General features: G+C 47.1%; 22 protein-coding genes. 8 read left to right on the forward strand and 14 right to left on the reverse strand.

What is annotated here, in order from left to right; all coding sequences use genetic code 11:
• Window positions 1-109 precede the first annotated feature (109 nt).
• Window positions 110-1,342, forward strand: a complete 1,233-nt coding sequence (locus ASG33_RS15055) for a multidrug effflux MFS transporter (RefSeq protein WP_056286931.1) — start codon at window positions 110-112, stop codon at window positions 1,340-1,342.
• A 2-nt stretch (window positions 1,343-1,344) separates the two neighbouring features.
• On the opposite strand, the gene ASG33_RS15060 is transcribed toward ASG33_RS15055, so the two are convergent.
• Together ASG33_RS15060 and ASG33_RS15065 are read right to left on the reverse strand one after the other, a co-directional pair.
• The gene (locus ASG33_RS15060; protein ID WP_056286933.1) at window positions 1,345-2,283 is read right to left on the reverse strand and encodes a nucleoside hydrolase; all 939 of its coding nucleotides are present in this window, start codon (window positions 2,281-2,283) and stop codon (window positions 1,345-1,347) included.
• A 17-nt stretch (window positions 2,284-2,300) separates the two neighbouring features.
• On the reverse strand, window positions 2,301-2,912 hold the full coding sequence (locus ASG33_RS15065; RefSeq protein WP_056286936.1) for a class I SAM-dependent methyltransferase: 612 nt from the start codon (window positions 2,910-2,912) through the stop codon (window positions 2,301-2,303).
• Window positions 2,913-3,194: 282 nt separating this feature from the next.
• Between ASG33_RS15065 and ASG33_RS15070 the strand changes: the two genes are divergently transcribed.
• The 3 genes from ASG33_RS15070 (at window position 3,195) to ASG33_RS15080 (ending at window position 9,416) form a co-directional block, all read left to right on the forward strand.
• Window positions 3,195-5,516, forward strand: coding sequence for a PSD1 and planctomycete cytochrome C domain-containing protein (locus ASG33_RS15070; RefSeq protein ID WP_056286939.1), 2,322 nt, complete (start codon window positions 3,195-3,197; stop codon window positions 5,514-5,516).
• Between the two features lie 223 nt (window positions 5,517-5,739).
• Window positions 5,740-7,194, forward strand: a complete 1,455-nt coding sequence (locus tag ASG33_RS15075; protein WP_056286941.1) for a DUF1501 domain-containing protein — start codon at window positions 5,740-5,742, stop codon at window positions 7,192-7,194.
• Window positions 7,195-7,241: 47 nt separating this feature from the next.
• Window positions 7,242-9,416: a c-type cytochrome domain-containing protein gene (locus ASG33_RS15080; protein ID WP_056286945.1), complete on the forward strand. Its 2,175-nt coding sequence runs from the start codon at window positions 7,242-7,244 to the stop codon at window positions 9,414-9,416.
• Between the two features lie 2 nt (window positions 9,417-9,418).
• On the opposite strand, the gene ASG33_RS15085 is transcribed toward ASG33_RS15080, so the two are convergent.
• The 4 genes from ASG33_RS15085 to ASG33_RS15100 all read right to left on the reverse strand — a co-directional run bounded on the left by ASG33_RS15085 (window position 9,419) and on the right by ASG33_RS15100 (window position 11,674).
• Window positions 9,419-10,597: an AGE family epimerase/isomerase gene (locus tag ASG33_RS15085; RefSeq protein ID WP_056286948.1), complete on the reverse strand. Its 1,179-nt coding sequence runs from the start codon at window positions 10,595-10,597 to the stop codon at window positions 9,419-9,421.
• Between the two features lie 61 nt (window positions 10,598-10,658).
• A complete protein-coding gene (locus tag ASG33_RS15090) occupies window positions 10,659-11,093 on the reverse strand; it encodes a type II toxin-antitoxin system VapC family toxin (protein WP_056286951.1) in 435 nt (144 codons plus the stop codon).
• Window positions 11,077-11,259, reverse strand: coding sequence for a hypothetical protein (locus ASG33_RS25885; RefSeq protein ID WP_056286954.1), 183 nt, complete (start codon window positions 11,257-11,259; stop codon window positions 11,077-11,079). Before ASG33_RS25885 ends, ASG33_RS15090 begins: the two co-directional genes overlap by 17 nt.
• Before the next feature lie 85 nt (window positions 11,260-11,344).
• Window positions 11,345-11,674, reverse strand: a complete 330-nt coding sequence (locus ASG33_RS15100) for a hypothetical protein (RefSeq protein ID WP_056286959.1) — start codon at window positions 11,672-11,674, stop codon at window positions 11,345-11,347.
• A 219-nt stretch (window positions 11,675-11,893) separates the two neighbouring features.
• Here ASG33_RS15100 and ASG33_RS15105 point away from each other — a divergent pair, with 219 nt between their 5' ends.
• Entirely contained in the window at window positions 11,894-13,174 is a 1,281-nt protein-coding gene (locus ASG33_RS15105; RefSeq protein ID WP_056286962.1) for a sorbosone dehydrogenase family protein, read from the forward strand.
• A 55-nt stretch (window positions 13,175-13,229) separates the two neighbouring features.
• On the opposite strand, the gene ASG33_RS15110 is transcribed toward ASG33_RS15105, so the two are convergent.
• Entirely contained in the window at window positions 13,230-13,988 is a 759-nt protein-coding gene (locus ASG33_RS15110) for a DUF1080 domain-containing protein (protein ID WP_056288482.1), read from the reverse strand.
• A gap of 284 nt (window positions 13,989-14,272) precedes the next feature.
• On the opposite strand from ASG33_RS15110, the gene ASG33_RS15115 reads away from it, so the two are divergent.
• Window positions 14,273-14,767 (forward strand): hypothetical protein, encoded by a 495-nt coding sequence (locus ASG33_RS15115; protein WP_157474787.1) that lies wholly within the window; start codon window positions 14,273-14,275, stop codon window positions 14,765-14,767.
• 56 nt (window positions 14,768-14,823) lie between these two features.
• Here the strand turns inward: ASG33_RS15115 and ASG33_RS15120 are convergent, their stop codons facing one another.
• From ASG33_RS15120 to ASG33_RS25810, 3 genes are read right to left on the reverse strand one after another with little or no spacing between them, the layout of a single operon-like run.
• Window positions 14,824-17,196, reverse strand: coding sequence for a prolyl oligopeptidase family serine peptidase (locus ASG33_RS15120; protein ID WP_056286967.1), 2,373 nt, complete (start codon window positions 17,194-17,196; stop codon window positions 14,824-14,826).
• Between the two features lie 27 nt (window positions 17,197-17,223).
• Entirely contained in the window at window positions 17,224-17,517 is a 294-nt protein-coding gene (locus ASG33_RS15125) for a hypothetical protein (protein ID WP_056286970.1), read from the reverse strand.
• A gap of 2 nt (window positions 17,518-17,519) precedes the next feature.
• The gene (locus ASG33_RS25810; protein WP_157474789.1) at window positions 17,520-17,672 is read right to left on the reverse strand and encodes a hypothetical protein; all 153 of its coding nucleotides are present in this window, start codon (window positions 17,670-17,672) and stop codon (window positions 17,520-17,522) included.
• Window positions 17,673-17,786: 114 nt separating this feature from the next.
• Here ASG33_RS25810 and ASG33_RS15130 point away from each other — a divergent pair, with 114 nt between their 5' ends.
• The gene (locus tag ASG33_RS15130; RefSeq protein ID WP_082489240.1) at window positions 17,787-20,273 is read left to right on the forward strand and encodes a M1 family aminopeptidase; all 2,487 of its coding nucleotides are present in this window, start codon (window positions 17,787-17,789) and stop codon (window positions 20,271-20,273) included.
• Window positions 20,274-20,469: 196 nt separating this feature from the next.
• Here the strand turns inward: ASG33_RS15130 and ASG33_RS15135 are convergent, their stop codons facing one another.
• Both ASG33_RS15135 and ASG33_RS15140 read right to left on the reverse strand, forming a co-directional pair.
• Window positions 20,470-20,871: a hypothetical protein gene (locus tag ASG33_RS15135; RefSeq protein WP_056286973.1), complete on the reverse strand. Its 402-nt coding sequence runs from the start codon at window positions 20,869-20,871 to the stop codon at window positions 20,470-20,472.
• Between the two features lie 104 nt (window positions 20,872-20,975).
• Window positions 20,976-21,944 carry a hypothetical protein gene (locus tag ASG33_RS15140; RefSeq protein WP_056288488.1) on the reverse strand — a complete coding sequence of 323 codons (969 nt, stop codon included), beginning with the start codon at window positions 21,942-21,944 and terminating at the stop codon, window positions 20,976-20,978.
• Window positions 21,945-22,002: 58 nt separating this feature from the next.
• On the opposite strand from ASG33_RS15140, the gene ASG33_RS15145 reads away from it, so the two are divergent.
• Complete coding sequence (locus tag ASG33_RS15145) at window positions 22,003-22,512, forward strand: DinB family protein (RefSeq protein WP_056286981.1); 510 nt, start codon at window positions 22,003-22,005, stop codon at window positions 22,510-22,512.
• Window positions 22,513-22,774: 262 nt separating this feature from the next.
• Here ASG33_RS15145 and ASG33_RS15150 read toward each other — a convergent pair whose 3' ends face one another.
• Together ASG33_RS15150 and ASG33_RS15155 are read right to left on the reverse strand one after the other, a co-directional pair.
• The gene (locus ASG33_RS15150) at window positions 22,775-23,467 is read right to left on the reverse strand and encodes a DUF3823 domain-containing protein (protein ID WP_056286987.1); all 693 of its coding nucleotides are present in this window, start codon (window positions 23,465-23,467) and stop codon (window positions 22,775-22,777) included.
• 4 nt (window positions 23,468-23,471) lie between these two features.
• Window positions 23,472-25,319, reverse strand: coding sequence for a RagB/SusD family nutrient uptake outer membrane protein (locus ASG33_RS15155; protein ID WP_056286993.1), 1,848 nt, complete (start codon window positions 25,317-25,319; stop codon window positions 23,472-23,474).
• Window positions 25,320-25,329: the final 10 nt, after the last annotated feature.

Raw genomic sequence — 25,329 nt, forward strand, 5'->3', positions numbered from 1 at the left:
AACATTGGATGCGCCTGATATTCATCATTGATGAAAAGATTGTACTTATAGAAAGGCCGGAACTTAAACCCGCTTTTGACCCGTTAAAAGATTAGTATTATAGACAGCCATGGAGAAAAAGCAATATTTCTATATCATCCTGATTTTGGGCTCGCTGGCGACTGTCAGCCCATTTTCGATAGATATGTACCTGCCGGGCTTTCCGCGGATAGCCTCGGATCTCGCCACTACAATCGACAGGGTACAACTTTCATTAACCAGTTACCTGATCGGGATATGTTTAGGACAAATTCTATACGGTCCGTTGCTTGACCGTTTCGGTCGTAAAAAGCCCCTTTACGTAGGTTTGGGCTTGTACGTAATTGCGTCCATCGGCTGCGCATTGACTTCCTCCGTAGATGCATTGATCGCGATGCGGTTCTTTCAGGCGATGGGCGGTTGTGTAGGTCTGGTGGCGTCGCAGGCGCTGGTGAGTGACCTTTTTGCTCCTCAAAAGAGGGCAGAAGTATTTTCGCTGATCACACTTGTGATCGCCGTTTCCCCAATGATAGCCCCCACTATTGGCGGCTATGTAACTTCCACGATCGCGTGGCAATGGATTTTCGTAATCCTGGCTGGCATTGTAGGTGCGATGATGCTCGCAATTTACTTTTTTCTACCTACGGGGAGGGCGGCAGATCCCTCTGTTTCCCTGCAGCCTCGTGCCGTGATGAAAGGATTCGGGATTGTGTTGAGCCAGCCGCAGTTTTTACTGTACACACTGGCAGGCGGCCTGGCCACAGCGGCACCTTTCGCCTATATAGCCGGCTCCTCGGACGTTTTTATGAATATTTACAAAGTGTCCGAACAGCAGTACGGCTGGATTTTCGCATTCCTCGCTTTTGCGATGATCGGCTCCACGCAGCTGAACCACATTCTTTTAAAGAAATTTACAAGCGAGCAGATCATTAAAACTACGCTCATAAGTCAGAGCTTAGTAGGACTGGTTTTGATCGTGGGGGTTTATAATAGCTGGTTTAGCCTGCTTCCATTGATTGGAATGATGTTCCTTTTCCTTTGCGGACAGGGCTTAACAGGCCCGAATGCATCTGCATTATCGCTGGCTCCCTTTCATAAACACACGGGCAGCGCCTCGGCTTTGATGGGCAGCTGGCGAATGGGCGCGGGAGCGATTATTTCTGCGCTGGTCAGCCTCTTTCACAATAATACAGCCGTTCCGATGGTAGGGATGATGGCGTTTTGTTCTGTTGCCGGGCTGGCTATTTTGTACACCGGGAATATCGTGGTAAGGCACCAGGCCAGCCGCAGAAGCGTGGAAGACGAAGTTTCTGTGCTCCTTTAATTTCAGGGCAGGTTCCTCACTGCATTGAAAAGCATATCGATCAAAGCCGGTCTGTCGACGTCGTAGGCTACAATGGTGTTAGGTTCCCGATGAAGTACATTGTAAAAATCCACCACAGTAGCGCCGCGCGTCAATTCGCCCTTCGTTTCCACATCCACATAGCACACTTTTGTCTTGAATATGCCGGGATTAAGAAGCCAGGCAATGGCGCAGGGATCGTGTAACGCGGTTCCTATTTCCGATTCAGCCGTTTGCTCAGGGTAGTTTCTTGCTAAAAATTCCATCAAGCCTGCTGCTACTTCGCCTGATTTGTTCTTGAAAGTCCGGAACAGCTCCATGTCACGCTGATAAACCAGCGCCTTGTGTGTTACGTCCAAGCCGCACATGGTAACAGGAACACCGGCCCGGAAAACAATGGCGGCTGCCTCCGGGTCTACGTACATATTGAACTCAGCCAGTGGCGTCATATTACCCCGGAAAATACCTCCGCCCATGAGCGCGATGCGCTCGATTTTAGCCTTCAAATGAGGATAACTGCTCAGGAATGTGGCGATGTTGGTAAGCGGGCCTGTCGCTACGATCGTCACTTTCGTGGTTGCTTCTTCTAAGATGCCGGCAATAGCTGCTGCGGCGGGAAGTGTATCAGGCAGGGTAGTAATTATAGGGAATAAAGGTCCATCAAGCACGGTTTCGCTATGCATTTCATCTGCTATAAGAAGCTCGCAGGATAATGGCTTCTCAGCACCACGGAATACGGGTGCGTTGGCGCCAATCAGGGAAAGGATCTTAATTGCATTGGCAAAAGTCCTGTCCTGCGTCTGGTTTCCTGCCGATACCGTTACCGCTTTTACATCCAGTTGTCCGCTGCCGAATGCCAGCATCAGCATCAGTGCATCGTCCTGCCCGGGATCGCAATCGATGATGACCGGAATCTTTTCCATACCTGCAATACAGCTATTTATTTCCTGGAAATGGATTTTTTATCTACCAGAATTCCCAGGCCAAAGTGTTTGGGATAATTGTACAAAGTCTGCCCGGTTTGTTTGGCAATGTCTTTGACCGCCTGCCTTACAGCCGGAAAACTTTCGGTATCATGAAAGATCGTACAATCGCTGTGCTGCGCTGCCCAAAGGCCGCATTCGAATGTTTCCTTGTAGTTGTGAACAATGTCCACGTGCGCTAGATCGTACCGGTTCCGGTCTGTTTTGATCCAGTCGCGGTAATCAGATTTAACCAGGTGAATATTCGGATAAGGTGCCAGACGTGCACTTGTATCTCGGAAATGCTCGCTTTTGTTGACCGTATGTTCGTCGCCCTCAAAGGTATCCACACCTGTTACCGACTGGAAAAAATTGGAGAATACCACCGAGGAATACCCGAATTCCACCCCAAATTCAATACAGCGCTCATTGCCCAGGTGAAACTGGTCTATGATATCTGGTATGATCAGTTCCAAACCTTCCCAGGCTGAAACCACTTCCAGCATATTGGCCGGTCGGCGCAGATTTTTCGGTTTAAATGGTTTTATATCGAGGATGAAATTTTCCCTGATGTAGGTCCTTAGTCCCATAATGATGAATAGTTGCAGCGCGCAAATTAGCCTTCATTGCCCGGGTTTCATAGTAGCAGGCCAAATTCTTACTTCGCGCAGCTTTCGCAAACCGGTTTTTTGACAGAATTCAATGGATAGGATAAACTGAATTGCATTCTCTATTTAAAATATGGTACAGGCAGTATAGTGCAGGATAGTTGTTGTATGTAAAATGTTCATTATTGTATAAATAAGTGTACAATTTTGCGTTAATTGAATTAGCTGACGTAATTGTACAAGCAGTTTCCTGAACCTCGTACCATGACATTTAAGACAAGAATAATTTGCACCATACTCCTGGTATGTAGCGCATTGGTTTTTAAATCCTGCAACAATACGTCGTCGAACCAGGCTACTGACGAAAAATTACCTGAGCAGGTTAGCTACAACTTCGATATACGTCCCATTCTTTCAGATAAATGTCTGGCTTGTCACGGTCCTGACGCGAACAAGCGAGAAGCCGGCTTGCGTCTTGACGATCCTGTGGCTGCATTCAAGGCATTAAAGGACAATCCAAAAGCACACGCGATCGTCGCGGGTAAACCGGAACTCTCGGAAGCGTACCTGCGCATTACTACCACAGATACTTCCCTGCGGATGCCGCCACCTGCTTCCAACCTCAAATTGTCGCAACGTGAGGTTGACCTGATTGAAAGGTGGATCAGGCAAGGAGCGAAGTATGAGAAGCACTGGGCATTTGTCGCGCCGCGGAAAATTGCAGTGCCGGAGGTTGACAATGAGGATTGGCCGAAAAACGAGATCGACTATTTCGTTCTTGAAAAACAGGAACAAAAGGGCTTAAAGCCAAATGAAGAAGCTGACAAAGAGCGGCTGCTAAAACGCCTTAGCCTCGATTTGACAGGTCTGCCGCCGACGTTGCAAATGATGGATGAATTCCTGGCTGATAAAAGTCCGGAGGCATACGAGAAAATGGTTGATCAGCTTCTGAAAAACCCTGCCTATGGTGAAAAAATGGCCATTCACTGGCTGGATCTGGCACGTTATGCAGATTCGCACGGATACCAGGACGATGGTTACCGCACACAGTGGCCCTGGCGCGACTGGGTGATCCATGCATTTAACAAAAACATGCATTACAATGATTTTGTAACCTGGCAGCTGGCGGGCGACTTGCTCCCGAATTCGGGAAAAGAGCAGCTTCTTGCGACTGGTTTTAACAGAAACCATAAAATAACCGAGGAAGGTGGTGTGATTCCCGAGGAGTACCGCATTATGTACGTAACCGATCGCAATGATCTTTTTGGAAAAGGATTGCTGGGCGTCACACTCGAATGCGCGCATTGCCACGATCATAAATACGACCCGTTTTCGCAGAAGGAATATTATCAGATGTTCGCATTCTTTAACAATGTGAATGAAGTAGGTATCGAATCCGTGATCGGCGGGCCCGAAACTTATGCCAAAAAGCCTTTAATGGAAATCAGCGACGAGGATGTGAAAAGCATACTCAGCTTCGTCAATAAGCCTGATACAAACAGGTTGATCGTTTCCGTGATGGGCGATCTGGATTCAACGCGGAAAACTTACATTCTGAAAAGAGGCGTTTACGACGCACCCGGGGACGAAGTGCAGCCCGGTACGCCAAGTTCAATTCTGCCTTTTGACAGCAAATATCCTAAAAACCGGCTCGGACTTTCACAGTGGCTATTTGATAAGCGAAATCCATTGACTTCCCGTGTTTACGTCAACATTCTCTGGCAGGAATTCTTTGGAAAGGGCATTGTAAAAACCTCCGGTGACTTTGGAATGCAGGGAGAATTGCCCTCGCACCCTGCATTACTCGACTGGCTTGCTGTTGACTTTATGGAGCATAACTGGGATATCAAAAGGCTTGTAAAGCAAATGGTTACCTCGGCTACTTACCGGCAGTCGGCAGTAGTTACCAAGGAGAAACTCGCAGTTGATCCCGATAATATCCTGCTGGCACGCGGGTCGAGATACCGCATTCATGCCGAGTTTATTAAAGACCTGGTGCTATCGAGCAGCGGACTTTTAAACAAAACCATCGGAGGGCCGAGCGTAAAACCCTACCAGCCTGCCGGCTTGTGGGAGGGCGCCACGTCGGGTCGTGGATTATTGTCCGTGTACAATCAGGATCACGGTCCGAGCCTTTACCGCCGCGGAATGTACACGCTGATAAAAAGAACAGTCCCACCACCTACAATGAGCATTTTCGATGCGAGTAACCGGGATCTGTGCGAAGTAAAAAGGCTGAAAACCAATACACCATTGCAGGCGCTGGTGATGATGAACGATCCTGCAGTGCTGGAAGCTTCGCGTGTGCTTTCTGCAAAACTTTTACAGGAGAAGACAGATGCAAGCGAAAAGATCACCAAAGCATTCAGGCTGATCGTCTGCCGCAAACCTTCCGAAAAGGAGCTTGCTGTTTTGACAGGATATTATGAAAAAGAGCTAAAAACGATCAGTTCGGGTTCCGCCGAAAAAATGATCGCGATCGGGGAATATCCATTGACAAGAAACGTCGACAAAAAAGCCCTGGCCTCATTGATGAGGGTTATCTCGACGATTTACAATTTGGAGGAGACGATAACGAAAAGCTAGGGGGTAGCTGTTGGCTATTAGCTATTAGCTACAAGCTATTAGTTTTTTGCTTTTATGATGTGAGAAAAATAGAGAAGTTGTGACTTTATAAAAAGAACCAAAGCTGATAGGTATATCTCGAAATACGGACTTTCACTTAACAGCTAACAGCTAACAGCTAACAGCTAACAGCTAACAGCTAACAGCTAACAGCTAACAGCTAACAGCTAACAGCCAAAAAGATATGGACAAAGAAATCATAGAACACGGGTTCAACTTTAATCGCCGGCGGTTTTTATCTACTATGAGCCTGGGAATCGGGAGTGTGGCGCTTGGGTCGTTGTTAATGCCTGATCTGCTGAAAGGTGGCGGATTGGAAGAGGAGGGACTTGCGCCGGGCATTCCGCATTTTGCGCCGAAAGCCAAACGCGTGATCTATATGTTCCAGAATGGCGCACCTTCGCAGCAGGAGCTCTTCGACTATAAACCCAAGCTGCGTGAAATGCTGGGGCAGGAAATTCCTCCGTCCGTGCGCGGGAATCAGCGGCTTACAGGTATGACGGCCAATCAGGCATCATTCCCATTGGTTGGTTCGTTCGTGGATTTTAAGCAATATGGTCAGTCTCAGGCGTGGGTGAGCGACTTGCTGCCTTATACTTCCAAGATTGTGGATGATATATGCATCGTAAGATCCATGTATACGGAAGCGATCAACCACGATCCGGCTCTGACCTTTTTACAAACCGGCTCCCAGCAGGGAAATCGCCCCAGTATGGGTTCCTGGCTGAGTTATGGACTTGGAAATGAAAATAAGAACCTGCCCAATTTCACTGTTCTGCTTTCACGTGGCGTGGGTAATGGACAAGGGGTTTATTCCAAATTATGGTCCAATGGTTTCCTCGATTCGGTGCACCAGGGTGTTCAGTTCAGCAAAGGCGAAGATCCCGTTTTGTACCTGCGCGATCCCGACGGAATGGACCGGAAAGAGCGGCGCGAAATGCTGGATAACTTGTCGCAACTCAACGAGCTATCCTATCAGGAATTCGGCGATCCCGAAATTACAGCCAAGATCAAGCAATATGAAATGGCTTACCGCATGCAGACTGCGGTGCCGGAGGTAATGGATTTATCCAAAGAATCGGACGATATCATCAAGCTTTACGGCCCCGAATGTCTGGTGCCGGGTACCTACGCTGCTAACTGCCTGCTAGCGCGCAAACTGTCTGAAAACGGCGTGCGTTTTGTGCAGCTCTATCACCAGGGTTGGGACCAGCACGGTAACCTGCCTTACGAAATTACCAAGCAGGCAATGGACGTGGACCAGGCGTCGGCAGCTTTGGTTACTGACTTGAAGCAGAGAGGATTGCTGGATGAAACGCTGGTGATCTGGGGCGGTGAATTCGGCCGCACGAGCTACACACAAGGCAAACTGACAGCGGATAATTACGGCCGTGATCACCATCCCCGCTGCTTCACGATCTGGATGGCAGGTGGAGGTATCAAGCCGGGAATGGTTTACGGAGAAACCGACGAGCTCGGGTATAACATTGCCAAAGATCCCGTACATGTGCATGATTTTCAGGCTACTGTGTTACATCAGCTGGGTTTGGACCACGAGAAGCTTGTTTTCAAACATCTTGGAAGAAGGTACCGCCTTACTGATGTTTCGGGTAGGGTAGTGCGTGATATAATCAGCTGACCGGCTCAGGTAAATTCTTATTGATCAAATTCTTGGTGAGACTTTAAATGTATTTAAGATTCAGGTTTTTTGCGGAACAAGTACTTGTTGCTTCCAATATTTTCATTCTGTTCTTACTGATTTTTGAAAGCAAGCTGGTGGTTCCCGCCTGGCTGCAAACAATCGGAAGAATGCACCCGCTGATCCTGCACTTTCCCATTGTGATCCTGCTGATTGCCATGCTGCTTGAATTTTTCAGGTTCAAGCCCGAGTATGCAACCAATGCGTTTTATAAGAATTTTCTTCAAAATCTGCTTTTAATAGGCTCTTTGTTCGCAGCAATTACAGTGATCATGGGGCTTTTCCTGTCAAAAGAAGAGGGATATGCCGGCGAAGTGTTGACGCTTCATAAATGGACCGGTGCCGGTATTTTCTTTATTGCTTCTCTCATCTATTTTGTCAGGAATACGGGCTGGTACAAAGCGCCTGTCGCCAAAGCCGGCGCCTTTGTGACTGTGATTGCATTGGTACTTACGGGACATTACGGGGCGGCGCTTACGCATGGAAGTAACTTTATCTGGGAGCCAGTGTCGAAGCAAAATGAAATGGCTGCGGTACCGCTCAACGAAGCTGTGGTGTATACTAATGTAATACAGCCCATTCTGGAACAGAAATGTACCAGCTGCCACAATCCTGATAAGCTCAAAGGGGAGTTGATCTTGACAGACCCGGCTTCGATTATGAAAGGTGGGAAGTCAGGCAAGCTGATCGTGCCGGGCAATGCGGCGATGAGCCTGCTGCTGCAAAGGGTGCATTTACCAATGGAAGAAAAAAAGCATATGCCGCCTTCGGGCAAAGCACAGCTTACATTGCAGGAAATCTCTTTGCTCACATTATGGGTAAATCAGAAGGCGGATTTCAACAAAAAACTGGTTGATCTTGGCACTTCTGATTCATTGCGGCTGCTGGCAACCGCCTATCTTAAACCTGCTCAGGCAGAAGAGCAATTTAACTTTGACGCGGCGGATGAAGATGAGGTTGCCAAACTGAATTCAGATTACCGGACCATCCTGCCGCTAGCTCGCGAATCGCCCGCACTTGCAGTGAACATTTACAATGCGGCAAGTTATAGTCCCAGGCAGCTGGATGAGCTGAATAAGATCAGGCAGCAGATTGTGTCATTGAACCTCAACAAAATGCCGGTAAAGGATGCCGACCTGAAAAGCGTTACTCAATTTGAAAATCTGCGAAAACTGGATCTCAACTTTACCGAGGTAACTGCGGCCGGACTGAAAGCGCTTTCTTCATTGAAACACCTTCAAAATCTGACCCTTTCAGGTACCAAGGTTAATCTGGCTGATTTGAAGGGTTTGTTACCTGCATTAAAAAGCCTCAAAACGGTCGCTGTGTGGGATACGAAGCTGTCTGCGGCAGATGTGGCCACTTTGCAAAAGGAAATCAGAAATGTAGAAATCATCGGTGGCTTCAAGGATGATGGTAAAAATCCATTGAGATTAAACCCGCCGCAGGTGAAAAACAGTGCGATGATTTTCGCCAAAACCGCGCCGCTGGAATTGAGACACCCGATCAAAGGAGTGGATATCCGCTTTACCATGGACGGAACGGAGCCCGATAGTATCAATTCCCCGCTTTTCGATAACAAAACAGTTCTAACTACCAGTGCGACCGTCAAAGCGAGAGCTTATAAAAATGGCTGGTATGGGAGCGAACTGGCTACATTCGATTTCTTCAAAAGTGCCTACAATCCAGACAGTGTCAACCTCTTGCAGCCGCTTAACCGCGTTCACCAGGCCGAAGGTGCAAAAACGTTTTTTGATAAGAAGTTAGGTGTGATAGGAGCGAATAATCCTGCCTGGGCCAATAATTGGGCAGGTGTGCGCAACAACGATATGGTGCTCATGTCCGAATTTAAGAAGCCGATCGCATTGTCGTCGGTCGGGTTGCATTATATGATCGAGGAAGCGACCGGTATTTTCCCTCCGCAACTCGTGGAAGTTTGGGGCGGCAGCAGCCGGGATAATCTGAAACTGATATCCACTTTCAAAGCGCCGCTTCCGTCAAAAGGGGACAAAGCAACCCTGAAAATGGTGGAGGGGCAGTTTAAGCCGCAGCAAGTTTCGTTTGTGAAAGTGGTGGTAAAGCCCGTTGAGAAAATTCCGGAGTGGCATGGTGCGAAGGGTAACCGCGCATTGTTGCTCGTCGACGAAATGTTCTTTAACTGAGATTAGCCTTTTTCTATGCGGCGCCACATCTCGGCGCAGGCGCGCGCATTGTGATAGGGGCATTTCCAGAAATTGATTTTGTCGCCTTTCACGGGCGTTCCGTCTTCTTTCACCGTCATGTGCCACTCGCCTCGTTCCTGGTCGATGAACTTGCCTGCAACATAATCCCAGCTTTTTTCAGCTTTATCCCTGAATTGTGCTTCCCCGGTAAGCTGATAGGCATTGTAAAAACCCACCAGCTGTTCTGCGCCTACCCACCAGCTGCGGTCTGTCTGGGTATGTTTTGTTGCAGGATCGTACTCGTAGTTAAGTGCGCCGTCGGAACTCAGTCCTTTACTCGCAGCGCGCGCCATTTGAATCGACTTCTGCTTCATTTTGGCGATCAGCTGTTCGTCGTGCAGGATTTCGGCAGTTTCAAAAAGCAGCCACGAAGCTTCAATGTCGTGACCGTAAGAAATAATATCATCCTTTGCTTTCCATTGCTCATCAAAGAATAGCTGCATTGTGTTGGTTTGCGGATTGACGATGTGCGTAATAATCGTGTCCAGCATATTCGCAGTCTGTTTTTTCAGCTTCTTGTCTGGCCAAACCGTGTACAGGTTTGTATAAGCTTCTACCAGGTGCAAATGCGTATTCATGCTTTTCACCCACGGACTTTTACTTAATATGTAATCATCGGTTTCAGACCAATCCTTTGCAAACGCTTCGCGATAGCCACCGTTTTTTGGGTCAAATGCATGTTTTTCAATGATATTGAAAAGTGCGATCGCCTGTTCGAGTGCAGGTTTATGGTGGGTAACCCTGTAATATTCGCTCAGTCCGTACATCGCGAATGCATTTCCGTAAATCTGCTTTTTGGTTTCTTTGGGAGCGCCGTCTGCGGTGGTGGACCAGTACACACCTCCGTGCTCGGGATCAATGAAATTCTTGGAAAGCTGCTGATAGGCGCGATCGGCGAGCGTAAGGTATTTTGCTTCTTTGAAGAGGCGGTGCGCCAATGAGAATGTCCAGAGAATGCGCCCTGTGAGCACGACCGATCTTTCGGCGTCTTTCACCGGCTGGTTGTCATAGTTTACCCTGCCGTAAAATCCTCCCTTTTCCTGATCAGGGCCGTATTTTGCCCAATAATCAAGGATTGCAATCAACTCTTTCCTGAATGCCTCGGCAGTAAATGCAGCCATAATTTGTCAGCTTTTTAGGAAAAAGCGAATCGCTGGATTTTCATACTTGTGGTTGATTATGTTAAGATATGCTTGTTGGAAGTGATTCCTTATTCATGAATGAGACTAACAGCTTATCACCTGATTTAAAGAAATCTACCTTTTCACGTAAACAAGTCGCAGTGGCAAGTTGAATGCTATCCAAAGTTCTCAATCCGTAGTTACCATACTTACTTAGTAATCGTCTCGCATTTTCAGTTATCTGATAGTCGACAGGTATAAAAATGAAGGTCGCACAATCTTTTTCGAATACTGAGATGATCTGTTCCGCGAGCTCCCGGCTGATTTCGCCAGTCCTGTTTTTCTTCCAAAAAGTAGACGAAAATTCAATTTTTGAGATTTCGGAAAGAAATATATTAGTCACCATGTTGTGGTGAAATAATGCATCCATTATCTCGGTGTCAGCTTCTTCGTGGTACAATGTGACCAGCGAAGATGTGTCAAGAAAGAGATTCATTATTGGGTCTTCTTTCTTCGATCACAGCTTGTTGAAGGGAGGTTCTCAAATTTTTGAGCAGTCTCCTGGATTTAAGAAAAGAAAAATCCTGAATTGTTAAACCAGTCACTGGCTGTGAAGTGCTGAATTCTGCAAGTTTACCAGAACTGCTCTTGGCTGTTTTCATAGTGGTGTTTGTGTTTGTTCGATTCGAAAATACAAAAAAAGCCTGGCAATTTCTGCCAGGCTTATCTAATGTATCTCGCAACTGATTAGTCGCCCTGATTTTCTTCCTGGGCTTCGTGGTTGTCACCGCCGAGGCTGTAATAGTTATTTTCTTCGTCTTCCCGACCGATTTCCTCGTCTTCATCATCAAATTCAGAACCGGGAATGTCAAGATCTTCTCCTGTCAGGTCGTCTTCGAAAGTTTTTTCATTCCAGTCATCTGCTTCCAGCTCGGCCGGACGCTTCATGCGGGTTATATCTTCCGGATCAATATCTGCCTCGATTAGCCCTTTTCTGAAAATATCCTCTTCTGAAGGATAGTTGCCTGGAAGGTCGTCATCATATACTTCATCGTCATCATCATCGAATGGATTCATAGCTTTTGAGGTTAAAAAGATTATTGGTTGTTGGTTTTAAAAGTTTACGTGACCTGCTGATTAAGGACCAAAGGTGTTAAAAAAAATTATTCCAAATTACATCCCGGGGCAGAAAAATAAATCAGGAAGAAAGTAGCAACACTTTGCCTGTATGCTTTTAAATGCATCTCAAACGTGTTTATCTGAGATTATCTAAGTTAAATTCTATTCAAACCTTACATGCAAAGAAAGTTATTTAAATCAGCGGGCGTCCTCCTGGGATTGGCCGGGGCATCGGCGCTTTTTGCCTACACAAGTACTACCGGCACTCTCTCAGCTGAAAGCAGCGTGATTGAACCTGTTGATGCCAAAGAGATTAAGCTTCCAGCCGGGTTCTATGCCAAAATCCTGGCTACTGATCTCGGCCCGACCCGCCATATGGCAGTTGGCAAGAACGGGGATATGTATGTGAAGCTTTCCAAGCTGAAAGATGGAAAAGGCATTTACCTGCTGCGCGATTCGGATAAGGATGGTAAGATAGACGAGCAAAAGCTTTTCGGCGACTATCCCGGAACCGGTATTGCGATCAAAAACGGCTACCTGTACAGCTCTTCCAATAAGGGAGTATACCGCTATAAGCTGAACGAAAAGGAAGAAATAATCGATTTTGACCAGCCGGAACTGATCGTTGACGGACTGGTTGACAAAGGGCGCGACAATGCAAAACCGCTCGCACTCGACAATAAGGGCAATCTGTATGTTACCGTAGGCTCTTACAGCGACAATTGCCGTGAAACAGGATCAGGAAAAGGTATGTCGCCTTGCACAATCCTCGATTCGGCAGGCGGGGTGTGGAAATTCAGCGCTGATAAGCTGAACCAGAAGTTTTCAGATGGTACCCGCTTTGCTACCGGTGTGAAGAATGCGGTGGGGATTAATTGGGATAACAAGACAGACGCATTGTACGTAGCAGTTCACGGCCGCGGCAAGTTTGACGACATGTATCCGCAGTACTACACGCCGAAACAAAGCGCAGAGTTGCCCGCCGAGACGCTTTACCGCCTGAAAGAAGGTGACGATGCGGGTTGGCCGTACATCTACTACGATCATTTTCAAAACAAAAAAATGCTTGCGCCTGAATACGGTGGCGATGGAAAGAAGACTGCCGGTGAAAAGGCGGTCAATCCGCTGGTGGGCTTTCCGGCTCACCTTGGCCCAAATGCATTGTTGTTTTATTCAGGAAATATGTTTCCTGGCAAATATAAGAACGGCGCGTTTATCGCATTTCACAGTCAGTCGGCTGAGCTAAAAAAGGGTTACCTGGTTGCATTTGTGCCTTTTGTGAATGGCAAGCCGGGTAAATGGGAGATTTTTGCGGACAATTTCGCAGGTGTGGACCTGGTGAAACCTACGGGACCAATACAGCACCGTCCTTGCGGACTGGCCCAGGGACCCGACGGCGCATTGTACGTGACCGACGATCTGAACGGGACCATTTTCAAAATTGCCTACAACAAGTAAGAATTTGAGCTAGAAAAAAGACCTGGCATGTTTTAGTTGCCAGGTCTTTTTCGTTTTAAAAGCTCGTGTCCGCTTTATCAAGCTCCATTTCCTTGATCCAGATATTCCGGTAATACACGTCGTGTCCTTCCGATTGCAGCTTCAAACCGCCGGGTTTGTCGGTGATTCCCTTGCCGCCATTGTTTCCACCATCAATCCCGGAATTAGGCCCGCCCCAAACCTGTGAGATCTTTTGGTTGGAATGCACCTTTTTACCATTGAAATAGAGGGTAACCATCGGCTGCTCCACCATTTTCCCATCTTTAAAGCGAGCCGCGCGGAACAGAATGTCGTAAGAATTCCATTTTCCTATTCCATTGTAGGCGTAGTAGGGTGATTTTGATTCATTGATCACTGCCGCCATTCCGTGAGAAGTAGTATCTCCGTCAAGTACCTGGATCTCGTACCTGTTTTGCAGATATACCCCGCTGTTGCCGCCTGGTTTTGTGATCAGGAACTCCACGTGGGCGCGGAAATCTTTAAACTCCTTCTTGGTAACAATATCAGCTGCACCGTATAAACCACCAGCCGATGCAGGATCGTTGCAGTTGATCACGGTACCTTTGTCTACGGGGTCGTTTACTACGGTCCACTTGATTGGCGGCTTTGCAGCGAAGCGCGGACCTTCCCAGTAAATCCATTTCTCGTCGAGCATTTTGCGGCTTCCGTCGAGGTACACTTCTGCTCCCTTCGGAGCTTTTACGCCTACGCCAACTTGTGCGAATGCAGTTATACAGGTTCCGAACACACCTGCGACGGTGGTCATAGCGATCATTTTAATGGGGTAAAAGGTGCTTTGCATTGTTTGAGCTAAGTTGGTTTTAAGGCTGGAAATATAAGTCGAAGGGCAAATTGAAATACTGTTATCAGGCAAAAGTTTTGTTTTATGTAGAAGAAATACCACGAAAGTAAAAGGTTGGTTACAGATTCCGAACCGCTCAATGCTTTTTAAAACAGTACGTTGTAGAAGCATGCTGGCACGGATTTTACTAATACGTGTCATTCTTATCAGACATTCTATATGATAAGTACTTTTTGAACTTTTACACACCAATGATTATGGATTCTATACAGCAAAACAAGAGCATCAATACTGTAACGGGAGTATTTGCCACGAGGGAAGACGCAGAAAATGCATATCAGACATTGCTGCGGTTAGGATATAATGCAGGCGAGATCACATTGATCATGTCGGAAGATACATTTGACCGATTGTACGAACATAAGAGTAACCATTTTTACCAAAGCAACACCACAAGAAAGAAACTACAGGTAACCAGGATCTCGGAAGCATTGGATGTGATGGGAAGATTCGTGGCGATTCCGGGACTGGCCCTTGTAGTGGCAGGCGATATGGCAACAAGCGGCGCACGTGCGCTGGCAAGTTCTGTATTATCTGATAAATACGCGGAGTACTTCCAAAACCGCCTCACAGATGGCGAGATCCTGATCGATTTCGGACTGCATACAAGCAGGGAAAAGAATCTGATCCTGCATAAATGGGAAGATTTTGGAGGGTATCCATTAATCCGCAGGATTAACAACGCGGCCTGATCCACTATTACATTCAAACAAAATCGCCGGCAGAGACTTCTGCCGGCGATTTTGTTTTAGAGATTTTCCTCAAATAGCTTCAAGATCCTTTTGTACTCGTCTGTCCAGGAGGAAGCTTCTGCAAAACCGTGGTCTTCCATCGGGTAGGAGGCGAGCTCCCAATTATCTTTTCCCAGCTCGATCAGCCGCTGGGAAAGCCGCACCACATCCTGGTAGTGTACATTCACATCCACCATTCCGTGACATATCAGTAAATGGTTTTTTAGACCTGCCGCGTGATAAATGGGAGAGCTCTTACGATAAGCCACACTGTCCGCCTGCGGCTCGTTGAGGATATTCGCGGTATAAGGATGATTGTAAGAGGCCCAGTCTGTCACGGGCCTCAATGCGGCGCCCGCCTTGAACACGTCAGGCGTGGTGAAAAGTCCCATTAACGTAATAAAACCTCCGTACGATCCGCCGTAAATTCCTATTCTTTTTGGGTCAATCCCGTATGTTTTTACAAGCCAGGCTGCACCGTCAGTATTGTCCGTCAGATCCTTGCCTCCCATAAACCGGTAAATGCCCGTGCGCCAGTCGCGGCCGTAGCCGGAGCTTGCGCGGTAATCCATATCGAGCACCGTGTAGCCTTTGTCCGTCAGCAAATTGTGAAACATATATTCCCGGAAATACTGGCTCCACCACTTATGTGCATTCTGCAGGTACCCTGCGCCGTGCACGAAAATCACTGCTTTTCCATTTGATTTGGCTGGCTCATAAACGCGCGCGTAAATAGGCTTACCATCTGTCGCAGTGATCGTCACCACTTTCGCCTCTCGCCATGGATAGGATAGAAACTCTTTGGAAACCGAAGCGGTGATACGCTGAGGCTCCTTAGGCTTTGACCCTGCTTTGGGATTATCCATTACGTATAATTCCCAGGGCGCATTGCTCGTGGAATATCGGATCGCGATTTTGGTTTCGTCCGGCGAAAGGGTGGCTTCATGCGCGCCGGGATTGTGCGTGAGCCTGGTGCGGGTGCCGCCGGTAACAGCTACGCGGAACAAATGCTGCTCGCCCGGATGGATTTCATTAGTTATAATGTAAAAGCTCCTTTTGTCTTTTGATAAGGTTACATTCTGAACCTCAAAGCTGCCCGAAGTAATGGCGGTCTTTTTGCCTGTATTTACGTTGATCGAATACAAATGCGAGTACCCCGTCTGCTCACTTTGAAAGTAGATAGTCTCTTCATTAAGCCAGCCAATTTCACCTGCACTCATCGGATAGCCTCCGATTCCGGGACCACCGATCCAGGCTTCATCCCGCTGTCGGTCAAGTAACTTTAATGAAAGGGAATCTGCATTGAAACGCATAATCCACCGGTCCTTGCTGTCCAGCGAGCGGATCACCACCACGGCATTGTTCCCGTTTTCTGACCAGAACGGTCCGTGGATGATTACGTCGCGCTCTTTGTTTTTCCAGGCAGTATCTAGTTCAGGATAGTCTTTGAGGTAGTCCGGTTTATCGTGAATGCCGGGGATATCCTTCACGCTGACCTTGCGCGCCGTGTCTTTTTTTACATCATACACCCAAAATTCGTAGGAAGAGCCAGGCGCGCCGACCTTGGTTCTGCTCGAAATATCATCGGTAAAACCCGACTCGGTAACGTAATTGGGTACGATGGTTTGCTTGGCTGACTTATTAGGCTGGGTAAGTCTGTAAGTGATAAACCGCGAATCGGGACCTACTGTCTGGTTTGAAATTGATTTTTCATTGAGATATATCTCCTTTGGCAATGCAGGTTTTTCAGCATCCGAGATCTTCTTGCCGGCGTCTTTTTTCTCTTTCCGCTCTTTCAAAACCTCAAACATAGCCAGCTGATCTTCCTTTAAGAACTTCTCCTGTTCGCCTGGTTTGGGATCTGGCTTCTTGTTTCCGGTTTTAAAATCTGTCAGCTGGGCCAACAAGCCCGATTCAAGTGAGACAGAAAACAGGTTATTGCCACGCTCAAAAATCACGCGCTTCTCATCACCGCTGAATACGGGATTGCTTTCCCTCTCGACAGTTTGAGTGATGGTGCGGATACGGAAATCTTTGTAATCGATCAGGTGAATGTCACCATTCTTTTCATAGAGACGGATAGTCCGGTTCCTGTTATACGTCCCATTTCTTCCTGCAAGCACTTTCCGTTGATGAATGTTAACCTTGGAGATCGCTTTGCCCGCCAGCGAATAGCCATACAGCGAATCCGACATATTTTTGTCCGGGTTCCAGTTAAAGTAAATGGTTTTCGAATTATCGGCCCAGGTAATGTCAGAAGGCGAAGTCCCGATCCAGTTCTTAGGATCCCGCATGATCTTTTCAACTGTGAGAGGTGAGAGGGTTTGGGAGAAAGCAGTACCAGTAACTGCGATCTGGCAAATCAATGCAAATCGTAGAATAATTTTCATGTAATCAGGTTGGCAACAGGTTGGTTACTATTGCTTAAGAGTCTCGTTATAAGGGATGGCTTTAATTAGGCGGATGTTGTTGTATTCTTCAATGACAACTGTATCCTCCTTGGGTACAATGCCCCGTTTGATCCAGTTGCTCACCGTTTGAGTGTTCGGAATATTAAATCTTTTGCAGTATTCAGCAATGGTAACCCAGTCATGTAATTCATATCTGACCCCATTTTTGGAGAGATAATCCTGGGCCTCACTAATTGCATTTCTTGTTTCAGAAAGCAAAGAATCCAGGTCTTCTTTCGATTTTGTGATTGCAGCTGTCATATCTATCGTCTCTTTTCCAGTTCATTTAAAACCTGTAACAATTTGGCAATTACATCCAGGATCTCGTCGATCTTCTCAGACGTCAGTGTATCCTCATTGTCTCTCAAGTACTGACGAAGCGCCGCCAGGCGTATTCTAAGGTCAAATTCGTTCATCAGTGTGTGTTTAGTTGTTCAATATACAAATTGTTACGAGACGTAACAAAAATATCTTGCTGTCCCTAAGTTGGTATTTAAATACTATTTTTGGAACAATCAGCCCCAATAGTAATGAAAATCTTCGTTCAGTTCCTCCTGTTGTTATTTGTTTTTACTGCATGCCAAAAGCACAGTACCCCTCCCGAAAAAGGCGTTTCTTTCTCACTGAACCAATACCGCAAGCAGCATATCGACAGCATTCGCTATGCAATTACATTGGATATTCCGGAAGGGAAAAGCGCGCAGATCAAGGGTGAGGAGACGATTACATTTGAGCTTAAATCATTGGACTCTGCGCTTGTACTTGATTTTAATACAGACAGCAGTCACATTCTGGCCGTTAATAGTGAAGGTAAAAAGATTAAATATCAATTTGTAAATGAGCACATCGTTATTCAGCCAAAACATTTGAACAAAGGAAAAAACAGTATCCAGATATCCTTTATTGCGGGTGACCTCTCGCTCAACCGGAGCGACGATTACCTCTATACCTTATTCGTTCCCGACCGCGCATCAACCTGCTTTCCGCTATTTGACCAGCCCAACTTGAAGGCGAAGTACACGCTTACATTAAAAACACCTGCGAAATGGGAGGCTGTTTCAAATGGCGCGCTCAAATCAAAAACGAAGGAGGGCGGCCAGAGTATCTATCAATTTGCCGAAACCAGGCCGGTCAGCTCGTATTTGTTTGCGTTTGCAGCGGGTCAGTTTTTTAAAGCTACGCAAACGGTCGACGGTCGGGAAATGACCATGTACTACCGCGAGACAGACACAACAAAAGTAAACCGCAACCGGGATGAGGTATTTGCGTTGCATGCGAAATCCCTCGCCTGGCTCGAAGAATATACCGGCATTCCGTACCCGTTCGGCAAGTTTGATTTTGCATTGATACCTTCATTTCAGTATGGCGGCATGGAGCATCCGGGTTCGGTTTTCTACAATGAATCTGCTTTGTTTCTGGATGAAAACCCTTCCGTCAACCGGCTTATGGCGAGAGCAAGCGTGATCGCACACGAATCTGCGCACATGTGGTTTGGGGATCTGGTGACAATGGATTGGTTTAACGACGTTTGGCTCAAAGAGGTATTTGCCAATTTTATGGCGGCGAAGATCGTGCAGCCCAGTTTCCCCGAAATCAATCACGAGCTTCGCTTCCTGCTCGCGCATTATCCGGGGGCGTATGAAGTCGACCGGACCCAGGGAACAAACCCGATTTTGCAGCAGCTCGGCAACCTTAAAAATGCCGGGACACTTTACGGCGCCATTATATATCTGAAAGCGCCGATTGTCATGCGTAAGCTCGAAAAGATCATTGGCGCTGACTTAATGCAGGAAAGTTTGCGTGAATATTTGAAAACATTTTCATTCAAAAATGCGCGCTGGGACGATCTGATCGCGATTATAGACCGCAAAACGCCCGAGGATATTGCAGCATGGAGTAATGTTTGGGTAAAAACGGCAGGAATGCCGGTCTACACAACCGGCGAGGAGCATTATAAAACGGTGTTGAAGCAGGTTAAAGATTCGGTTTCAGCGCGGGTATGGTTACAGCCGCTCAACTCAAAGGAACGTGATACGCAGGATGGCAGGCTTGTTTTTCCAAATGGAGACGGAACTGGTTACGGCTATTTTGAAATGGATAGTTTAAGTAAAAATTACTTTTTTACACACTATAACGAGCCCGATTCCATTTTCGACGAACCCGTTTTTAAAGGTGCAATGCTGGTGAACATCTGGGAAGGTTTCCTGCGGGGCAAGGATGCAGGCGCAGAGGATCTGCTTCAAAAACTGCTGGCAACATTGCCGAAAGAAAGTAATCCGCTCCTGATCGACTACATGTTGGGTGTGTTACAAACGACCTGGTGGACTTTCCTGGATGAACGCGGCCGGGCTTCTCGGCAGGTGCAGCTCGAACAGCTGCTTTGGCGACTGCTGAACGAAACGCGGGATAAGGGAATCAAAACTTCCTATTTCCGTGCTTTTAAAAACGTTGCGGTAAATCCGGACGGGCTGCAAAAAATGCGGTCGCTCTGGAATGGGAAGTTGGTTGTGAAAGATCTGGTACTGTCGGAAGATGACAAGATTTCCCTTTCTTATGAACTGGCATTGAAACAGCCGGATGCAGCCGCGGAAGTTTTGAATGAGCAGATATTGAATACCAAAAATCCCGATCGCAAAGCCAAAATGCAGTTTGTGATACCTGCATTGAATCCTGCTGAGAAAGTGAGGGACGCTTTTTTTGAATCTTTGAAGAGGGAGAGCAGTCGCGAAAAGGAAGCTTGGGTTATTGAGGCGCTGGGATATCTGCATCATCCTTTGCGCGGCCAAAGTGCGGTAAAGTACCTGCGTCCCTCTCTGGATCTTTTGCAGGAAATCCAGCTTACCGGCGATATTTTCTTCCCAACCCGCTGGCTGCACAGCACATTTTCCGGACATTCATCCCCCGAAGCTGCCGCTGTTGTGAATGCGTTTTTGAAAGCTAATCCTGAATATCCGGGCTTTTTAAAGAATAAGGTTTTGCAGGAAACGGATATGTTGCAGCGGGCTGTGCGACGGTGATGTTTTTTTGCCACGAATGCACGAAGAAGCACGAATTGTTTAACCTTGCTAGTCAATTTCAATTGGAAGTATATGTAAGTATTTCCAATCTGATGTAGAGGGGTGGATATATAGATAGTCTTTGGATACCTCGAAAATTTGCTCGAATTGGAAATATCCGGATGCACTTACTGTCGTTAATATGGGAGTCTCATTGTCAGTACCAATAATGAAGCCGGCGATTTTGCATGTCTTCTAAATTCAGCTTCCGTGGTCTTGTGATCAGTTCTGCAATCCAATGGAAATCGGCTCTCCAATCACAAACATCGATATCTGATACACATTCCACTTGGGCGATTGTTATTACTGCTTCGTTAATCTGCTCGATATCACGCCTGGCTAAAAGATGTTGAATGTGGTGTTTTAGTATTGAAAAACAATATTCCTTTTTTGGACAATTGTGGTCGCAGGCAAGCTGACAGAGTATAGCTAGATATTGATTTGAATGAAGAATCAGATCTTCATCCTGATCTGTCAGATACAGATCTAAATCATAGGCCCACAATATTACCTGCTCGTTTGTAGGGTTAATCGTATCTAGACAGCGATAAATCTCCATAATGTATTTATGCCTATTTAACTGAAAGTTTGATCGGCAAAATACTTTTACAGCCTCCCGCTTACAATTTTATTTATCCTGCGGTGGCGAATATCTCGCAAAATTCAAATGGATTCCGTCTTTTCAGCCCGGCTTTTGATAACACCGAGGATATTGTTCTGAATATCCTGCATGATCCATTTCGCCCACCAGCTTGCGTAAAAGTTGAAGGTGGTATTGAGCTGGAAGTGACTGTATAAATGCAGGCGGTAGCGGTTCTGACTTAGTTTTTCAAGCTCGTAGGTGCCGTTTAAAACATCAAAATAGTCGCCGCCGATCACCACATGCTCGTCCATGGTTGTTGAAGGAATTTCGTGGGGGTTGGCTTTGATTGAGAATACCATTTTCGACTCGTGGTTGTATTCGGAAACCGTCTCATGGAAGATCAGACCGCCTGTGAAAATAGCTTCGCGGTAGGCACCGACACCTTCGTAGTTGAGCTCTGCCTTGACCGGTCGGGGGAAGCCGAGCGACTTGTTCAGCCAGCCAGTATCGTCCTGCTCAGAAATCGTACTCACACGCGTAACCAGCGGCCAGATCGCAGCAGCTGGCGCAGCTATATCAATATGTGTATCGGCTTTGTATGTCCCCGGTATCTTGCCAATCAATGCTTCAATGGGAGCTAGAATGAGGGGTAACAATACAATGAATGAGACACTTAGCTTGCTGTCTTTGTCCTTCAACTTATGCAAGAAGCTTCGTCCAGCGAGTCCGCCGAGGGAGCTTGCAGCCATGAAAAGCGGTAATATCATTACCCAGCACGCCCAACCTTCCAGCTGCCAGAACAATGTGAGGATTACAAAGGCAGACAGCGGCAGCCAGGGGATCAAAATAGCGTCCCGTTTCCCTGCCGCATTTCTTTCGCCGCGGAAGTAAATGGTCAGGAAACCCATTCCGAAGGGCATGCATAACAGGAAGGAGAGCGTCATTACTGCAAATAGTTCCTGCCACCAGTTCCTACGGAAAACCCAGTAGATCGTCAATGCAAACAGCAATGCGACGGTGCTGCCTATCAAGGCACTTTTTTGCTTCATTCTGATATTACGACAGGCATTATTTTTTAACAGCCTGAACATAAACAAAATATCAGTTATGGACAACACCGAACTTGCAGCCGCTTATGTGAAAGAACTGGAAGCAGAGTACAGTTCTACCAAAAAATGTCTTGAACGCATTCCTTTCGAATTGTCTGATTACAAGCCGCATCCAAAGTCCATGCAAATGGGTTACCTCACGTTGCTTGTTGCCGAAATTCCTAAATGGATCAAGTTGATGGTTGAAGATGGGGAGGTGAACTTCGTCACCTATGAGCGAGTCAATGTAACTACTTCCGAACACTTGCTCAGCTATTTTGAAGACAATATAGCGGGAGCAAAAAGCGCACTCCAGCGTGCAACAAACGAGTCACTTAGTGGTACATTTTACCTCAAAAACGGAGAAGAAGTACTCTACTCGCAACCCATTCTGGAAGGCGTAAGTTCAACCCTCAATCACTGGGTCCACCACCGGGGCCAGCTCACTGTGTACATGCGGCTGAATGATATTATGGTGCCTTCCATTTACGGCCCGTCAGCTGATGATAGGAGTTATTCCGTCGGTTGAAACCGACGGGTAGGGATTTTATTTCTTGTCGGTGGAATCGACTGGAATTAGCTAATCAAGCCATCCACTTGCCATCAATCGCAATCGGGAGCCATGAGTAAAAGCAAAAATCAAAATCAATCCACTTGCCGTCGGTTTCAACCGACGGTCCCAGATAAAAACAGCTAAGCTGCTCCAAGAAGCGGCTTAGCTGTTTTGTTTTTTAAATGATTGTAGTAATCTTAATTAATTGATTTTAATAAGATTAAACAATTAAGATTTCTTACCTCAACATCACCTTCTGCGGAGCGCCAAAGAGCATTTCACCTACACCCGAAGTCTTCACGCCAATGCGTGCGTACACATACTCCCGTTTTGCCAGGGTGGGGGACAATGTAGCTGTCAGGGTAATGGGTTTGGACAGATCCGTAATGTTGGCGGCTATTTCCTGCACATTGACTGCATTGTTGTTAGGATCCACGATCGTGGTTGTGCCTACATATAGATTGACTCTTTCCAGCGTTCGTGAATTATCAACCTGTTTGAGGTTAAATGTGGCGGAAACTTTGCCTTCGCCTTTGGAATAAACATCATTTTGAAAAACGAAGTAAGGCTTAACCGGCACATCAAGCTCCTTTGTGCCCCGCAGCTCCACATCGATTGTATCTGTATTATCAACCCAGGGGCCATTCCCACGGAGCCTCACCAGCTTGTAGTTACCATCAAAAAGAGAAGCCGAAAAAGTACCATCCTGATTTACATAAACAGGGATTTTGGTAAAAAGCTGGTACCCGCGCTGCCAGATTTCCAGCTGAACACCGTTGGAACGCACACCTACCGGCGCACCTTCATACACGATCCGGCCTTTCAGCTCAGACTTCGGCTCAGCCCGGTTATCCTTCTCGCAGGAAGATAAAGCCACCAGCGAAAGCAGGCCCAGCAGCATTGGTTTGAAGAAATGATTAGTCGTTTTCATAAGATCAATGGAATGGGTTCCTGACAATTTTAGGATTGTTATCAATCACGATCTGCTCAATGGACGAATAATAATTGCCCATCTGGAAAAACCGTGGTGCACGGAAACGGGGTGCTACCAGCTTATCGAACACATATTTATTATGCGTAGGATGACCCGGACGTACAACCCGGTATGGGTAAAGTGCGTAAATCACCGCATCAGGGTTGGAAGCATTTCCATTCCAAACCTCATGCGCAATGCGCCAGCGCACCAGATCCCACACGCGGTGATCTTCAAAAGCCAGCTCCACGCGCCGCTCGTTTTGCAAACGGGCCAATGTCAGCGTTTTCAGACTGTTTGCCCCAAATCCTGCTCTTTCTCTCACCAGATTCACATACTTAATCGCATCAGCCGCTTTGCCCAATTCCAATGCAGCCTCGCTTGCATTCAGGTAAATTTCACCTAAACGAAAACGTACCCACCACATATCGCTGCGGATACCGCGCGTACTCGACATGGCAGTTTGGTCTACATATTTCCGGAGATAGAAACCTGAGTTGGTCACCTCCGTTTGTGAGCGCTGCGGTCCCGACGAGCCTGTAAGCAAGCCCCCGTCGTCATAGTTCGAGCCCAGCGTATTCGATTCTACATTCTGAAAGCTGTTTGATGCCTGGTTCCAGACCTTCACGCCAGCCTGGATCTGCACCGGAGTGCCGCGGAAAGAAGTGCCAGGGTAGATAACCGTTCCGTAAAGACGCGCATCCTTGTTCGCAAAAACATCCTGCAGATTGTCATAATAGATGTAATCCGTGTTGCCTGCATTGCGCGTTTTCAGCTCTCCCGAAGTTCCGTCGAGGTACTCGTAATCTTCAACCAGGTTGAGCGACGGTGTAATGGAGGAAGATGAAAGGTTGTCTTCACGCACGTTCCGGGCAATGTTGTCGTAAGTGAAACCGTGCCTTTTGTCTTTACTTACCAGAAAATCCTGCGCAAGAATGATCTCCGGGTTGGCAGATTTCTTGGTAATCGCGTCATAAAAATTCTCACCCAGATTAGGGTTGGTCTTGTAAAGCTGGTACTTGCCGCTGTTGATGATCTCCTCGGAAGCTGCAAGCGATTTGGCATAATAATCATTGGCACGCGCAGCCGGGATACCTACCTCGCGACCGGGCGTGGCAATAGGCGAGGCCATCAGATTGTTATACTTAGCAAGCGAACCTGCGTACAGCATCGCACGACTTTTCAGCGCCATTGCGGTAAACCTGTTTGCACGCGTGTTGCTCCCGTCATTGCCCAGCTGGTCTTTCACTGCATCCAGCTCGCTGGCGATGAAGTCGTACACCTCCTCCTCGGTATTGCGGGGCTGCTGCAGGTAAGCGGGATTTCCGTTGAAATCGTAAATTAGCTGCTTGGTCACCAGCGGCACGCCACCCATTCTTTTTACCAGCTCGAAATAAACGAAGGCACGCAAAAACCTGAACTCCGCTGAAAACTGCGTCTTTTGTCCTTCATTCAGGGAAGTCCCGTAAGTTTCGATGTTTTCGATCGCCAGGTTGATATCGCGGATCAGGCCGTAATCCCAAAGCCGCCAGCGGTCAAATGGATAGGAAACGATGTTGTTCCGGCCGTCGTCGTTGTTGGACCACATTGCTTCGTCATATGCGGCAAACTCAGCCCAGCCTGTGGTAAGCGAAGTATGCGCCGGCAGGCGGTCGTAGTAGTTGGCAAGAAGCCCCGTGATCATTTTGGAATCGTTCCATACCTGCTCTTCCAGGATGATATTCTGTGGCTTTCTGTCAAGCCACTGCTCGGCGCATCCGGAAAGGATGAATATCGCCAGCACGAGTAAATATTGTGAAATTCGTTTCATAACAGATTGA

Origin of the sequence: Dyadobacter sp. Leaf189 (assembly GCF_001424405.1) — a bacterium.
GTDB lineage: Bacteria > Bacteroidota > Bacteroidia > Cytophagales > Spirosomataceae > Dyadobacter.